Source organism: Chryseobacterium sp. CP-77 (assembly GCF_036362765.1).
Taxonomy (GTDB): domain Bacteria; phylum Bacteroidota; class Bacteroidia; order Flavobacteriales; family Weeksellaceae; genus Chryseobacterium; species Chryseobacterium cupriresistens.
The window spans coordinates 2,615,507-2,629,159 of sequence record NZ_CP143637.1 but is presented as its reverse complement, the minus strand read 5'-3'; the positions used below and the strand labels follow the sequence as shown (position 1 = coordinate 2,629,159).

Below are 13,653 nucleotides of genomic sequence, written 5' to 3'. Positions count from 1 at the left end.
TTATTTTTTTGAAGTTGGATAAAAAGAAATGGTTACTCTTTGAAAAAAAGAGTACGGGTACCGGGAATAATATGTGAAAATCTACCCCGTTATGGGGTAATTGTTGTAGTGCCGAATGTAGAAACAGAAGATATGCCTGAAATAAGTGATTTCAGAGCAGAAATATCAGATATGTTTCTTAAAAAATTCATTGTAACGGAACAAATGTACAAATTATTTTGAAACAGACAAGTTTTTAACATAATAAAATATATTTCCTTTTTATGAGATATATTTTGGTGTAATTGATTAAAAATGTTACATTTATGATATTAACTAATAATGAAATAACTGTGAAAAATTTGAATAAAACTTCAAAACAAGCTTTAAAAACAAATAAGTGGAGCAGCTTTTAGGTGTGACGGATGTCCTGCAGATGGAGGTACGGCCCGGACCATGAAATTTGCCCATTCCTGTGAAGAATATAATGTACTGCCGGAATGATTCAAATCTTGTGTATTCGTAAGTTCACGGTGTATTTATCCTGAAAACTAATCAAAAAATAATATGAAAAATTTAGAAAAATTAAACCGACTGAATCTGAAATCAATCAGTGGAGGAAATGTGAATAACTGTTTTGAGAATTGTCCTGTCGGCCCGTACGGACCAGGTGAACCAAGGTCATGTGCCGATTATCATGCTCTGCCGGAATGCTGTAAAGGAAGGGTGCTGGTAAGCATTGAATGCTTTGACAGGCCTTGATTTTAAAATAATAAAGACAAATAATATTTTTATTTCTAATATTAAAATTAAACGCTATGAAAACAATTAAAAAATTATCAAGAGAAGACAAGAAGAACATCAAAGGTGGTTTCACTGATATTCAGATTGAAGCATGTGGAGGCGAGCAGTTTGTCTGTTTCCGCGGAGGCGGGAATTGGGGATGCTGGCTGAAGCCGGGAGGAACCTGCTATGCACCAATGCTGTAGTATTGAATAGACTAAACCCAATTTAAAAATTAAAGTACTATGAAAAATTCAAAAAAATTAAACAGAGAAAGCTTAAGATCTATTATCGGAGGCACAGGAGACAGCTGTGCAGTTGACCTCGATTGCGGACCAAAAGGGTGTGCTGTATGTACAGATCTTAAAGGACGTAAAGTTTGCCTTTATCTTTTCCCTTATGATCCATCAGTTCCGGGAAGCTGTCTTATTTCAGAATCTTAAAACGTATTAAAAATTAAAACAACTATGAAAAATTTAAAGAAATTAAACAGAAAAGAACTTGAAAGATTAAATGGGGCCGCTGGTCCGTCCAGATGTGCAGGGTGTCCTCAGAATGCTACGTTTGGAGATGGACCTGAATATCAATATCCATGCTCTGCTTATCAGGGACTGCCTGATTATTGTAAGATGTGTGTTCTGGTAAGTATGGAATGCGTAGACGGAGGTGTCTCTTAGCACAAGACCTGTTTCAGAACAATAAAAAAAGCACTGTTTTTACAGTGCTTTAATTTATTTTATGCTTTTGGAAAGATCAAGCATCGCTTCAATAGGTTTCAATGCTTTTAATCTTAATTCTTCGTCGATAAGAATTTCCGGAAGCTCATATTTCATACATAGATACAATTTTTCCATTGTATTACGTTTCATATAAAAGCATTCTGAACAATTACAGCTTTCGTCGAAAACCAATGCAGGAATCAGTTCTTTGTGAGGTGCACGCTTTTTCATTTCATGAAGAATACCTTCCTCAGTAGCAATGATGAATTTCTGGCAGTCATCTTTTTCTACATAATTCAAAAGAGCAGAAGTAGAGCCGATGAAATGAGCTAATTTCAATACTGCTTCTTCGCTTTCAGGGTGTGCAATCAGTTTTGCATCCGGATTATCTGCCAATTGCTGGGCAATTCTTTCCATTGAAAATGCTTCGTGTACCACACAGCTTCCATCCCAAAGGATCATATCGCGGCCTGTTTTCTTAGAAAGGTATCTTCCCAGGTTTTTGTCAGGTGCAAAAATGATCGGTCTGTCTTTCGGAAGTGCTTCAATCACTGTTTCAGCATTTGAACTTGTAACGATAATATCACTTTCAGCTTTAGTTTCTGCATTACAGTTGATGTAAGTGGCAATTAAAGCATTCGGGTGCTGCTCTCGCATTTTTCTCAGTCCTTCCCCTGAACAACCGTCTGCCAGAGAGCATCCGGCCATGGTATCAGGAAGAACTACTTTTTTAGTTGGGTTCAGAATTTTTGCGGCTTCTGCCATAAAATGTACTCCACAGAATACAATCATGTCAGCATTGGTATCTTTAGCCTGTCTTGCCAGCTGTAAAGAATCTCCAAGGAAATCAGCAATATCCTGGATTTCTCCCGGTTGGTAATAATGGGCAAGAATAACAGCATTTTTTTCCTCTTTAAGTTTCAGAATAGCTTTTACAAGCTCTTCACCCTGAGGAATAGCAATATCTTTTATATCCAGAAATCCTCTGACAGGAATTGCAGATTTAGCTTTTTCTAATGTTTCGGTACTCATATCCACCTCAATTTTTTCTTTTATAGAAGTTAGAGATTAGAAACTGGAGGTTAGTATAAAATGAGTATCATTTTCCTGACACTAAAAAAACTAACTTCTAATTTCTAACTTCTAGTTTCTTTCTATAAAACTTTTTATTAAACTTTCTATTTCTTTTTTAGCTGTATCAAGATCCTCATTAATCACGATCTTGTCAAACTCGCTGGCATAGGTCATTTCTTCTTCTGCCTTTGCTACACGGGTTTTTATGGTTTCTGCATCATCTGTGTTTCTGGAGATCAATCTTCGTTCCAATTCTTCAATGGAAGGCGGTTCTATAAAAATAGACAACGCTTTTTCACCGAAGTATTTTTTTAATGAAATGCCTCCTTTTACATCTACATCAAAAATAACAACTTTTCCCTGATTCCAGATTTTTTCCACTTCAGATTTTAAAGTACCGTAATATTTGTCAGTATAAACTTCTTCATATTCTACAAAAGCATCTTCGGAAATTTTCTGTCTGAACTCCTCCGGTGTCAGAAAATGATAATCTACTGCATGTACTTCACTTCCTCTTGGCTGTCTTGTAGTACATGAGATTGAAAATTCCAGCTCAGGAAATGTTTCCAGTGAATGCTTTACCAATGTAGTTTTTCCGCTCCCTGATGGTGCTGAAAATATAATTACTTTATCCATTTTTTTTGGTTTCGGGTTACGGGTTTCGAGTTTGGTGTTCCATTATTAGAAATAACAGCCACGCATCTCGTTCCTCGTATCTATCATTACAATACGTTTAACGTTTGTTCTTTAATTTTTTCAAGGTCGTCTTTCATCATTACCACCAGTTTCTGGATTTCTGCGTGATTGGCTTTAGAACCCAGTGTATTGATTTCTCTTCCGATTTCCTGAGAAATAAATCCCAGTTTTTTTCCGTTGAAAGACTCATTGTCCATTACTTCTTTGTAATATTTCAGGTGCTGGGCAAGTCTTACCTTTTCTTCAGAAATATCAAGTTTTTCCGTGAAATAGGCCATTTCCTGGTAGAAACGTGTTTCATCAACGTTTTCGAATTCTTTCAAAGATTTCTGATAACGTTCTTTCACGCTCACAATTCTTTCTTCTTCAAAAGGAATTACTTCGCTCAGATATTTGTCGATATTCTGAATATTTCTGTTGAGTTCCTCATGTAAGATACCCCCCTCAGTTCTTCTGAATTCTTCGAATCTGTCTACGGCATTATTGACAATCTTAGCCAGAGCTTCCCATTCACCTTCCGTTAATTCGTCAGGTCTTGATGTAATGGCATCAGGAAGTCTTACTGCCATTTTAAGGTATTCGAAATTGGGACCGTCAGAAGCTATGTTTTTAAGTTCGTTAATATAAGAGTCAATTAAGTTTTTATTGATTTTTACATCGTTGGACTCTTCAAGATTCTCGATATTAACGTAGCAGTCTACTTTTCCTCGGATAATTCTATCGTTAAGAATTTTTCTGATTTCAAATTCTTTTTCTTTATAACGTAAAGGAATTTTAATATTTAAATCAAAGCTCTTGCTGTTCAGAGATTTAATATCAATAGTAATTTTTTTTCCTTCAAAAACATCTTCGGCTCTACCGAATCCGGTCATTGATAAAATCATAGTTTTTTATTGTTCTACAAAGATAAACATTTAAGTCTATAGTTTAACTAATGTTAAATGGCTGGAAGATGGAGGCAGGAAGCGGGAAGATTGTTGTGAATATAAATGAGGTGTAATTTTAACTTCCCATTTTCGTAAATTAGCGCTGTGAAAAAGAAAAATTTAATTTCTGTAGTAGGACCCACCGGAATTGGAAAAACGAGATTGGCGATTGATTTGGCGCAGCATTTCAATACCGAGATTATTTCCTGTGATTCCCGCCAGTTTTTTAAAGAAATGAAAATAGGGACTGCCACCCCTTCGGAAGAAGAACTGGCGCAGGCACCTCATCATTTTATCGGAAATCTTTCAGTGGAAGAGTATTATTCTATCGGGCAGTATGAAGAAGATGCGCTTCAAAAGCTTAATGAACTTTTTGCTGCTCATGACACGGTAATTCTTGTTGGAGGAAGCATGATGTATGAAAAAGCGGTGATAGAAGGTCTCCACGATCTTCCGGAAGCCAATGTTGAAAACCAGGAGAAGCTTCAAAATATGATGGAGCAGGAGGGAATTGAAAAACTTCAGGAGATTTTAAAAGAACTGGATCCTGAATATTTCAGTGTAGTGGATATTCACAATCACCGCAGGCTGTTGAGAGCTATTGATATTATCTGGCAGACGGATAAAAAATATTCTGAACATATTTCAGTGTCTCAGAATGAAAGAGATTTTAATGTAATCAGAATCGGGATAGAAGCTCCAAGGGAAGAATTATATGACAGAATTAACCGCAGAGTGGATATCATGATGGAAAACGGACTGCTGGATGAGGTGAAAAGCCTTGAGGAATTCAAAGGATTGACGGCTTTGAATACTGTAGGTTACGCTGAACTTTTCAAGTATTTTGATGGAGAATGGGATCTTGATTTTGCGGTTTCGGAAATTAAAAAGAACAGCCGCAGGTATGCGAAACGCCAGCTGACATGGTACAGAAAGGCGGATGATATTCATTATTTACAGTTGGGATATTCTCAGGAAGACTTTGAGGCTCTGTTAAAATGGATTACTGAGCAATTTCAGGAATAAATTAAGCACTTAGTTTGTCATTCTGACGAAGGAAGAATCTCATCGATTGTTTTTAAAGATTCTTCATTCCACTTTGTTCCATTCAGAATGACAAACCGGACGCTTTATTTATCCATACACTATGTCATTCCGATTTCTATGACAAAAACAAAGAATTATTATAGTTTTTTTCATAAAGTTTCCCTGTTCTGATTATTGCAAAAATTCTATGAATAATTTTGTTTCTCACAGCGTTTAAAACTGCCATTTTGTTTTTACCATCACTTATTTTTCTGTGATAATATATTTTTAAATCATTTTCTAGTCTCACAGCTCTCATTGCAGCCATATGAAGTACTGTTTTCAATGATTTATCCGCATAATAAGAAAGCTTAGGTTTAAATTTTATTGATGTTCCAGATTGATAGCCAAAGGGGACCACACCTGCATAACAAGCTAATTTTCTGGGGTTATTAATCTTTGTAAACCCTTCTGTTTTAGCAATAATCATCCAGCTTAATACTTTTCCTACTCCTGGAATACTTTGTATACATTGCTTCTTGGAGTATAAATCTGAGTCATTATCAATGAGTTGTTCTATTTCATTTTCTAAAAAATCTATATGCTTTTCTAAAATTTCAATCTCCTTTTTATTCATTTTTAAAAATTTAGAATCATATCCTATACTTTCAAGTTGTGAATAAAGATGTCTTTGCTTTAATAAAGAAGCTCTTAGCTTTATCTTAGAATTTCGCTCAGAAAACAGCACTTTAATTTTCTTTATGTTATCAGAGCATGGTTTCCATTCTATAAGCTCTTTTTCATGTTTCTCTGTGAACTCACAGATCCTTTTAGCATCAATTTTATCATTTTTACCCCTTATTAAGCCTATACTTTTCTTTAAGTGTAAGGGGTTAAGTACAAAAACTTTAAAATTAAAATACTCCAGAACCTGATATAATTCCCAATTATATCTTCCTGTATTTTCCATGGAAACTATAATCTCAGATTTCGGCTCTTGAAAAATTTTGAAGAATACTTTGATTGCCTTAGCTTCATTGGCAATAACATTAAAAGAATAAGAACCACACTTTTTAATACAGATATCCAGTGTCTTGGCACTAATGTCAATACCTATTACAATTTTTTCCATACTTTTGGTTTAAGTTATAAATGTAAGAGCAATTCATCTGATTCTTAACACCTTGATAATGGGCTTTAAATCCCGAATTTCTATTTAAGTCTTTTGATGAAAAAGCATTTAGTTCTTTATCGGAGTATGAATCATATTCTAAGGAATCTATAGTGTAACTAAATGCTTGCTCTTTTCTAAATGTAATCATTTATTTCATAGAACTAATCTAAAGGTAGAATCTAAGTTTATATTCATTGTAATAAACAGAAACAATACAAAAAAATGCGGCTCTGAAAAGAACCGCACTTCAACAAATATAATTTAATTTACTACTTCCAACCGCCGCCTAAAGCTCTGTATAAATCTACAATACTGCTTAATCTCTGTCTTTTAATGGAAGCCAGATTCAACTCTGCCTGTAGGGAATTCCCCTGTGCTGTAATCACTTCCAGGTAATTGGCTGAACCTCCTTTGTAAAGAAGTTGTGCACTTTTAATTCCATCTTTCAGTGTAGTTGCCTGTTCTGTGGCTTTTTGTTCCTGAATTTTTAAGTTTTCATTGGAAACCAAGGCATCAGAAATTTCTCCCACAGCATTTAATACTGATTGACGGAATGCAAGAACATTTTTTTCTCTTTGAATTTTGGCTACTTCCAGATCTGTTTTCAATTGTCTTTTCTGAAAAATAGGCTGGGTAATTCCCCCTAAAACCGATCCGAATAACGAAGCCGGAATCTGGAACCAGTTATCAAATTTGAATGAATTTACTCCACCATTAGCAGTAATTTTCAATGCCGGATACATATTCGCCTGAGCAATTCCTACCATCGCATTGGATTCTAATAAAACCAGTTCCTGCTGGCGAACGTCCGGTCTTCTGCTTACCATAGCTGCCGGAAGTCCTGCCGTAATGTTTTGAGGCAATGAAGTATCAGACATTTCAATGGTTCTGTTGACTTTGTTGGGAAGTTCTCCAACCAGAATACTCAATGCATTTTCCTGGATGGCAATATTCTGCTCCAGCTGGGCAATCAGAAGTTCTGTAGCCTGTTTCTGTGCTGCGGCCTGCTGTACTCCCAAAGAAGTATTATCGCCGCTTTCCCACATTTTTTGGGTCATTAAAAGGGTATTGCTGGTCAGTTCCAGATTGGATTTTGCGATCGCCAGTTGTCTGTCAAGCATCAGCAGGTTGTAATATCCTTGTGCAATAGCTGCCACCACCTGAGTCTGAACCGCTTTTGAACCTTCATAGGTCTGAAGGTACTGCATTCTTGAAACTTCCTGCTGGTTTTTGATTTTTCCCCAGATATCCGCTTCCCATGAAAGGTTGAAGGCTGCGTTATAGTCTTCAACATGGCTTGAACCTAAAAATAAATTTAAGCTTTGCCCATTCATACTGTTTTTGGAAGGTCTTGAAATTTGTCCACTTACTCCGAATCCAACGTCCGGATACTGCATATATTTTGCCTGTTTCAGTTTTTCCTGTGAAGCAGCTACCTGCTTCAGGGCAATCTGAAGGTCATAATTATTTTTAATTCCTTTTTCAATCAATCCCTGTAAAATTGGATCGCTGAAAAACTGTTTCCACTCCAGATTGGCTATACTGGCTGTGTCTGCAGTGGCAGTGTACTGGAACTTTTCCGGAAGTGGAAGCTCAGGCTCCGTGTATGCCAGTTTAGACACACACGAAACAGAGCCGATGGCCAGCACAAATGTTAGAATAATATTTTTTACTCTTTTCATAGTTTTTAAACTTTTAATTGAAGACAAAACTTAGAGAGGTTTCTGTTGATGCAAAAATTTCTTTAGTAGGAGAAAATAGTTAGTTTTTAAAACCATTAAGAACAGGCAGGTAAATAGGTAAACCTATGATCTTAAACTTTTCTCTAAGTTTTTGTCATTCATTTTTTTATTAGTGACTAGCAGCTAAAAGTTCTTCCTCCATTTGTTTTTTCAGAAGTCTTTTCTTTTTTCTGCTTGGCATTTTTTCATGCAGGTACTGGAACACTACATACATTACCGGAATAATAAAGATCCCGAAGATTACTCCTGTAAGCATTCCACCCACGGTACTGTAACCGATAGAGTGGTTTCCTTTTGAAGAAGCACCTTGCGTCCATACCAGCGGAAGCATTCCCACGATGAAGGCAAAAGAGGTCATTAAGATCGGTCTTAAACGTAATCTTGATGCCTGAAGGGCAGATTCAATCAATGTTTTACCGGCTTTTCTTCTCTGTACGGCAAATTCTACAATCAGGATGGCATTCTTCGCTAATAGTCCTACAAGCATGATCAATCCTACCTGAACGTAAATATTGTTATCAATTCCAGCTAGTCCTGTGAAGGCAAATACTCCGAAAATCCCTGTAGGAATGGTAAGAATAATAGCAAACGGAAGGATATAACTTTCATATTGAGCTGCCAGTAAGAAGTAAACGAATAGAATACTTAAGAAGAAAATAAAAGCAGTCTGTCCGCTTGTTTTAATCTCTTCACGGGTAATCCCTGTCCACTCATATCCGTATCCTCTTGGCAGTGATTGTTGTGCTACTTCTTCTACTGCTTTGATGGCATCTCCGGTACTGTATCCAGGTTTCGGGGTTCCATTAATCGTTACAGCATTGAAAAGGTTATTTCTTGTTACCGTTTCAGGACCGAAAGATCTTTTTAACGTTACCAGAGTTTTAGCAGGAACCATTTCTCCTGATTTATTTTTAACATAGATTCCTTCTAATGAATTAACATCCGTACGGTAAGGAATATCGGCCTGAGCCATTACTCTGTAATACTTCCCGAATCTGTTGAAATCCGATACAAAGCTACTTCCGAAATAAATTTGCATCGTCTGCATCAATTCTGTTACAGAAACACCCAGCTGGTTGGCTTTATCAGTATCCACATCAATAGTATACTGAGGGTTTCCTGCTGCATAAGTAGTAAAGGCAAAAGCAATTTCAGGTCTTTTCATCAATTCTCCGATAAACTGTTGAGTGGTTGTTCCCAACTGTTCAAAAGAACCGTTTGTTTTATCCTGAAGCATGAATTCAAATCCGGAAACGTTACCGAAACCTTGTACAGTGGGGAAGTTGAAGAAGAATGCGTTGGCATCTTTTACCTGACTTACCTTACCTGTCAATGTTGCTGCAATCTGATCCGGGTCTTTCATCTCACCACGCTTGTCATAATCTTTAAGCTTGATGAAACCTGCAGAATAGGGAGATGCGTTGGCATTACTGATGAAGTTCATCCCGTCCGCTACCCAAAGGTGGTTGGTTGCTTTTTCACCATTGATGATTTGATCAATTTGCGCTGTCGCTCTGTGGGTTCTTTCCAGTGAACTTCCCGGAGGAGTATTCACTGCATACAACACAAATCCCTGGTCTTCAGTAGGAATAAATCCTGATGGTGCTTTTTTGATCAAAAATACACTTGCTGCTGTAATGACAACAAGACCTCCTATCGCCACCCATTTGTTTTTAATTAAAAACTTAAGGCTATAGATGTATTTTCTGGTCATGCTGTTGAAGCTCGCATTGAAAGCATTGAAGAATCTTGCTCCAAAACCTTTTTTATGACCGTGCTCTCCATGTTCTCCCTGAGGATCATTTAAGAACATCGCACATAATGCCGGACTCAATGTTAATGCATTCACCGCTGAAATTAAGATGGCAATCGCTAATGTGAAGGCAAACTGTCTGTAGAAAACTCCCGCAGGTCCCTGCATAAATCCAACCGGAATAAACACGGCACACATTACCAATGTGATGGAAATAATAGCTCCTGAAATTTCGCTCATCGAGTGCATGGTAGCATGCTCTACAGGCATTCCCGTTTGTTCCATTTTAGAATGGACGGCTTCTACCACCACAATGGCGTCATCCACTACAATACCAATGGCGAGTACCAATGCAAATAAAGTAAGCATGTTGATACTGAAACCAAATAACTGCAGGAAGAAGAAGGTTCCGATAATTGCAACCGGCACGGCAATAGCCGGAATTAAGGTAGATCTGAAATCCTGAAGGAAGATGAATACTACAATAAATACCAATATGAAAGCAATAACAAGCGTTTCCACAACCTGATGGATAGAAGCATCCAGGAAGTCTTTGGAGTTATACATGATGATTGGCTTCACTCCTTTTGGAAGAGTGGTTTCCATTACTTTCACCTGCTTTTCAATTTCCGTAAGGATTTCGTTGGCATTGGATCCGGCTGTCTGCAGAATAGCAAATCCGGCAACCGGTTTTCCGTCTACTCTGTTGGTGGCAGTATAGGTATAAGAACCAAATTCTACTCTTGCAACATCTTTTAATCTTAGGAAAGATCCATCACTGTTTGCTTTGATGGCGATATTTTCATAGTCTTCACCCTTATTCAGTTTTCCTTTATATTTAAGGATATATTCGTAAGTTTCCTTACTTCCCTGTCCCAAACGGCCTGGAGCTGCTTCAAGGTTGTGGTCTTTAATAGCTCCCAAAACTTCCTGAGGCGAAAGATTATTAGCCGCCAGACGATCCGGTTTCAGCCAGATTCTCATGGAATAATCCCTTGTCCCGAATACCTGAGCCTGTGCTACACCCGGAATACGCTGTATCTGTGGAATAACATTGATCTTCAGGTAATTTTGAAGGAATAATTCATCATATTGTTTCGCATCTTCACTGGTCAGTCCCATGAACATAATCATACTGTTCTGAACCTTCTGGGTTGAGATCCCGGCTTGTACCACTTCCTGAGGCAGCTGGCTCATCGCTTTCGATACACGGTTCTGTACGTTTACTGCTGCATTGTCTGCATCGGCACCCTGTTTGAAGAAAACACTCAGGGTCATGGTACCGTCGTTACTGGAGTTTGAGGTCATATACGTCATGTTCTCAACTCCGTTTACCGCTTCTTCAATAGGAGTGGCTACTGAACGGGCTACCACCTCAGCATTGGCTCCAGGATAGAATGCCGTAACCTGTACACTCGGTGGAGCGATGTCCGGGAAGAGGGCAATCGGTAAATTAAAGAGAGACAAAGCTCCCAATAATAAGAGTATTATGGAGATGACCGTTGAAAGGACCGGTCTTTCTATAAATTGTTTTAACATAAGAAGTTTATTTTTTTAAGTCTTCTGTATTCGGAAAGAACTATAATGGTTTTGCTTTTAACAAGCTGTCCGAAGAAATATTTTTCGGCTTGATGGAAGCACCGTCTTTCAGGTTTCCAATTCCTGTGAATACAATTTTTTCTCCAGGCGCAAGCCCTTCAGAAATAAAATAATAGCTATCCGTTTTTCCTGATATTTTGATCGGTCTCCCGGTTACCTTCTGGTCTTTACCCATTACATAGACATAGGTTTTATCCTGAATTTCGAAGGTTGATTCCTGAGGAATTACGACTGCATTAGAAATCAGCTGTGGCATACGCACTCTTCCTGTATTTCCGGTTCTTAAAGTTCCGTTGGCATTAGGGAAAACGGCACGTACACTGATGGCTCCCGTAGTTTTGTCAAACTGTCCGTCTACAATGCTTAATCTTCCTTTTTCAGGGTAAGTACTGTTGTCGGCAATCACAAGATCTACCATGGGCATATTTTTCAGTTTTTCTTCTAAGCTTGCTCCCGGATATTTATTCTGGAAAGCAATGAAATCAAGTTCGCTTAAAGAGAAATACGCATAGATTTCGCTGATATCAGATAATAATGTCAACGGATTTGGATCTGTTCTGGAGATCAGACTTCCTTTTTTGTAAGGAATTCTTCCAATATAACCGCTTACAGGAGCTGTAATGGTTGTAAATCCTACGTTGATTCTGGCGCTTCCTACAGATGCTCTGGCCTGAGCTGCGGCAGCAACAGCGGCTTCATAATTGGCTTTTGCTGTTTTAAGCTGTACATCAGAAACTACTTTGGCAGCAACCAGTGGCTGAAGTCTGTCTACTTCCACTCTTGCTTTTTGGATATTGGCATTGGCAGCCTGAAGATTAGCCTGAGCCATATTCATCTGTTCGCCATAGCTTCTTGAGTCTATTTTAAATAACGGTTGTCCTGCTCTTACATATGCTCCTTCTTCTACATAGATTCTGTCCAGGTATCCATCTACCTGAGATCTGATTTCTACGTTGTTTTTCCCTTCTAAGGCAGTTGGGAATTCCTGATATGTAGTAGCGGGTGAAGTAATAACGGTATAAACCGGAAGTTCTGGAGCTGGAGGTGCGGCATTGGTTCCTTCTGCGGCTTTTGTGCAGCTCTGTAAAAGAATTATACTTGCAATAAGTACAATAAACCTTGTTTTTCCAGGTAATTTCATTGTTGGTTTAATTTTTTAATGAAGTGTTAGAGGTAAGTAAAAAAAAGTTTTGATAAATGCTGTATTTTTTCCTAACAGTGTTAATGATTTGTTCAAAAAAAATTACAGAATTTTTAATGTCCGATGAGGTCGATTGTTTCCATAATTGAAATTTTTTTAATGTATTGAAGTGTATAATGTTGGTGTAAGGTGTGTTAATTTTACTAACAGTGTTAATTTATAAGCAAAAAATGATTACTTTTAACAGCTGAATCTTGTATATTGCTTCATAAGTGATTTCATTTTTTAATCAGGAATAACAGAATAATCTATATTAATTCAGTGTTAATTTTCCTAACGGTGTTAATTTTTAATTCAAAAAAAATCTATAAAGACTTAATAAAAGCCGAAACAGTTTCGTCCAAAGTCGTTTTATTCATCGTTGAAGGGATATCAGCTGTACGCATCATCATAATAGAGATCATACCGTGTACGGCAGAAAACAGAGCGTGGGACATATGACAGGCATTGTCCGGATTGGATCCGTTTTTCTTTATAATCTCATAAGTACATTCATAGATAAGTTCCTGAAATGATGAGAATTCTTTTTTCATCTGCCCTTTCCCACAACATTGCATTCCAAGACCAAACATCAGCTGGTAATATTCCTTATTTTTAAAAGCAAAGTTCCAGTACGCATCCACAATAGCAACAAGCTGCTCTTCCGGAGTGTCGTGTTTCTGCTGAGCTTTTAATAATTCTATATGTAACTTATGAAAGCCATCTAAAGAAATTTCAAATAGAATAGCTTCTTTATTTTCAAAATAATCATATACAACGGGAGCACTATACTCAATAGCATCTGCTATCTTACGCATAGAAAGCGAACCCCAGCCTTCAGTTTTCGCCAACGTAAAAGCAGCCTGCAAAATATTTGCACGGATGGATTCTTTTTCTCGTTGACGGCGTTCATGTAGACCCATGATTTTTATTTACTAACAGCGTTAGCAAAACTACAAACTTTTTAATATAAGTTCCAAAAGATATTGTGAGTTTTATGGG

General features: G+C 37.4%; 14 protein-coding genes. 6 read left to right on the top strand and 8 right to left on the bottom strand.

Annotated features, from left to right (window positions below):
• Nucleotides 1-39 precede the first annotated feature (39 nt).
• From V0410_RS11685 to V0410_RS11665, 5 genes are all read left to right on the top strand, one after another.
• Entirely contained in the window at nucleotides 40-222 is a 183-nt protein-coding gene (locus V0410_RS11685; protein ID WP_227942880.1) for a hypothetical protein, read from the top strand.
• A gap of 324 nt (nucleotides 223-546) precedes the next feature.
• A complete protein-coding gene (locus tag V0410_RS11680; RefSeq protein WP_330743173.1) occupies nucleotides 547-741 on the top strand; it encodes a hypothetical protein in 195 nt (64 codons plus the stop codon).
• Nucleotides 742-797: 56 nt separating this feature from the next.
• Nucleotides 798-968: a bacteriocin-like protein gene (locus V0410_RS11675; protein WP_157885797.1), complete on the top strand. Its 171-nt coding sequence runs from the start codon at nucleotides 798-800 to the stop codon at nucleotides 966-968.
• A 39-nt stretch (nucleotides 969-1,007) separates the two neighbouring features.
• On the top strand, nucleotides 1,008-1,205 hold the full coding sequence (locus V0410_RS11670) for a bacteriocin-like protein (RefSeq protein WP_227942878.1): 198 nt from the start codon (nucleotides 1,008-1,010) through the stop codon (nucleotides 1,203-1,205).
• 24 nt (nucleotides 1,206-1,229) lie between these two features.
• Nucleotides 1,230-1,439: a hypothetical protein gene (locus V0410_RS11665; protein WP_137905607.1), complete on the top strand. Its 210-nt coding sequence runs from the start codon at nucleotides 1,230-1,232 to the stop codon at nucleotides 1,437-1,439.
• A gap of 54 nt (nucleotides 1,440-1,493) precedes the next feature.
• On the opposite strand, the gene nadA is transcribed toward V0410_RS11665, so the two are convergent.
• The 3 genes from nadA to V0410_RS11650 form a co-directional block, all read right to left on the bottom strand.
• The gene (nadA, locus tag V0410_RS11660) at nucleotides 1,494-2,513 is read right to left on the bottom strand and encodes a quinolinate synthase NadA (protein ID WP_002976710.1); all 1,020 of its coding nucleotides are present in this window, start codon (nucleotides 2,511-2,513) and stop codon (nucleotides 1,494-1,496) included.
• A gap of 111 nt (nucleotides 2,514-2,624) precedes the next feature.
• A complete protein-coding gene (gmk, locus tag V0410_RS11655) occupies nucleotides 2,625-3,191 on the bottom strand; it encodes a guanylate kinase (RefSeq protein ID WP_330743161.1) in 567 nt (188 codons plus the stop codon).
• Between the two features lie 86 nt (nucleotides 3,192-3,277).
• Nucleotides 3,278-4,135 (bottom strand): YicC family protein, encoded by an 858-nt coding sequence (locus V0410_RS11650; protein WP_082798853.1) that lies wholly within the window; start codon nucleotides 4,133-4,135, stop codon nucleotides 3,278-3,280.
• 147 nt (nucleotides 4,136-4,282) lie between these two features.
• Between V0410_RS11650 and miaA the strand changes: the two genes are divergently transcribed.
• The gene (gene miaA, locus V0410_RS11645; protein WP_330743156.1) at nucleotides 4,283-5,203 is read left to right on the top strand and encodes a tRNA (adenosine(37)-N6)-dimethylallyltransferase MiaA; all 921 of its coding nucleotides are present in this window, start codon (nucleotides 4,283-4,285) and stop codon (nucleotides 5,201-5,203) included.
• Nucleotides 5,204-5,339: 136 nt separating this feature from the next.
• On the opposite strand, the gene V0410_RS11640 is transcribed toward miaA, so the two are convergent.
• From V0410_RS11640 to V0410_RS11620, 5 genes are all read right to left on the bottom strand, one after another.
• The gene (locus V0410_RS11640) at nucleotides 5,340-6,335 is read right to left on the bottom strand and encodes an IS110 family transposase (protein ID WP_330743155.1); all 996 of its coding nucleotides are present in this window, start codon (nucleotides 6,333-6,335) and stop codon (nucleotides 5,340-5,342) included.
• A gap of 311 nt (nucleotides 6,336-6,646) precedes the next feature.
• Nucleotides 6,647-8,059: an efflux transporter outer membrane subunit gene (locus V0410_RS11635; RefSeq protein ID WP_330743153.1), complete on the bottom strand. Its 1,413-nt coding sequence runs from the start codon at nucleotides 8,057-8,059 to the stop codon at nucleotides 6,647-6,649.
• Between the two features lie 169 nt (nucleotides 8,060-8,228).
• Nucleotides 8,229-11,411: an efflux RND transporter permease subunit gene (locus V0410_RS11630; RefSeq protein ID WP_330743150.1), complete on the bottom strand. Its 3,183-nt coding sequence runs from the start codon at nucleotides 11,409-11,411 to the stop codon at nucleotides 8,229-8,231.
• Between the two features lie 40 nt (nucleotides 11,412-11,451).
• Nucleotides 11,452-12,612 carry an efflux RND transporter periplasmic adaptor subunit gene (locus tag V0410_RS11625; RefSeq protein ID WP_110008062.1) on the bottom strand — a complete coding sequence of 387 codons (1,161 nt, stop codon included), beginning with the start codon at nucleotides 12,610-12,612 and terminating at the stop codon, nucleotides 11,452-11,454.
• A 365-nt stretch (nucleotides 12,613-12,977) separates the two neighbouring features.
• On the bottom strand, nucleotides 12,978-13,574 hold the full coding sequence (locus tag V0410_RS11620; RefSeq protein ID WP_034694942.1) for a TetR/AcrR family transcriptional regulator: 597 nt from the start codon (nucleotides 13,572-13,574) through the stop codon (nucleotides 12,978-12,980).
• Nucleotides 13,575-13,653: the final 79 nt, after the last annotated feature.